Consider the following 1,238-nt stretch of genomic DNA (forward strand, 5'->3'; position numbering starts at 1 on the left):
GATAAACAAAAGTATGATGTACTATTGTCTATCGTTTTATATTCTTTATTTTTATTTTCCGTGGCGCTATCTCCCTTTGATTTTGAGTTATCACTCAAAGCAATAAAACAAAAGCTTATCTACGATAGCAACGTCATACCTTTCAAGGCTCACTTCTCAGCACGGTCAATTGGCGCCGCAGTTGACATCGTTCGAGAAGTCCTACTCTATTTACCCCTTGGCAGCTTATTATCACTATACCTGAGTCTAAAATATAAAACGCTCGTAATTCTTACCGTCACCTTGTTATATGGATTGAGCATTGAACTACTGCAAGTTCTCGTTATTGGTCGTTATGTCGATTTAACTGACTGCTTATTAGCATCGCTAGGCGGGCTTATTGGTGCCACCACGGCACATTTATTCGCTTCGGCTAGTCCGTCAGTGAAGGAGCATTAACCGAGCGCTACAAAATTAGACAACACTCGGAACTAAAGCCAGCCCTTTCTTCAGCTTTCACAGGCAAAGTGTTTAGCCTTGATAACACTTTTGATACTCTTCATTAGCAGACTCCAACGAAAAGTTCTCAATCATATGCTCCCTTGCTTTTTCACCCAAGCTTCGACGCAACTCATCATCTTCACATAATTGTGTAATAAGTTTTGTCAGGTTCTCAACATCAGCATACTCATATAAAAAGCCGGTTTGATCATCCAATACTAACTTAGGGCTATCCCCCACATTTGTCGCTATCACGGGTATTCTTCTCGCCATAGCTTCCATAATGGCCAAAGAAAGCCCTTCCTGCTCAGAGCAAACCGCCAAGACATCGAAAGAGCCGTACACCTTATCTCTATCAAGCTCCATCCCGTGAAATATACACTGCCCATCGTTCAAAGCCTCTAAAGCCAAAGCTTCTAACTTGCTGCGTTCAGGACCATCACCAAAGAAGTGGATTTCTATCTTTTCTCTCAATGTAGCATCCAACCGACTAACCGCATTGATCAGGCCTTTCTGCCCTTTCAATGCCACCATGCGCCCCACAGAACCTATACGAAGCTTCGTTGACTCGATGTTAGCCACTTGCAGTGGTACAAACACACCATTGCTAATCGTCACAAGTTTTGACTCTTTCCAACCGTGCGTATTGTAGAAAGCCTTCTTCCCTGCATCAGAGACAAAAGTCACCCAAGATACAAACAAGTTGGCGAAACGATGAATTAAACGCCACTTCTTACTCGCCAAAGGAGCGATTCCAT

Annotated in this window: 2 protein-coding genes; one reads left to right on the forward strand and one right to left on the reverse strand. The window is 43.0% G+C overall.

What is annotated here, in order from left to right; translation table 11 throughout:
* Positions 1-438, forward strand: a 438-nt coding sequence (locus A3729_RS26335; RefSeq protein WP_156498148.1) for a VanZ family protein, incomplete at its 5' end; no start/stop codon positions are given.
* A gap of 72 nt (positions 439-510) precedes the next feature.
* Here A3729_RS26335 and A3729_RS26340 read toward each other — a convergent pair.
* Positions 511-1,238 (reverse strand): glycosyltransferase family 4 protein (locus A3729_RS26340; protein WP_156498149.1); only part of this gene is annotated, 728 nt, incomplete at its 5' end.

This window comes from Oleiphilus sp. HI0043 (assembly GCF_001634935.1).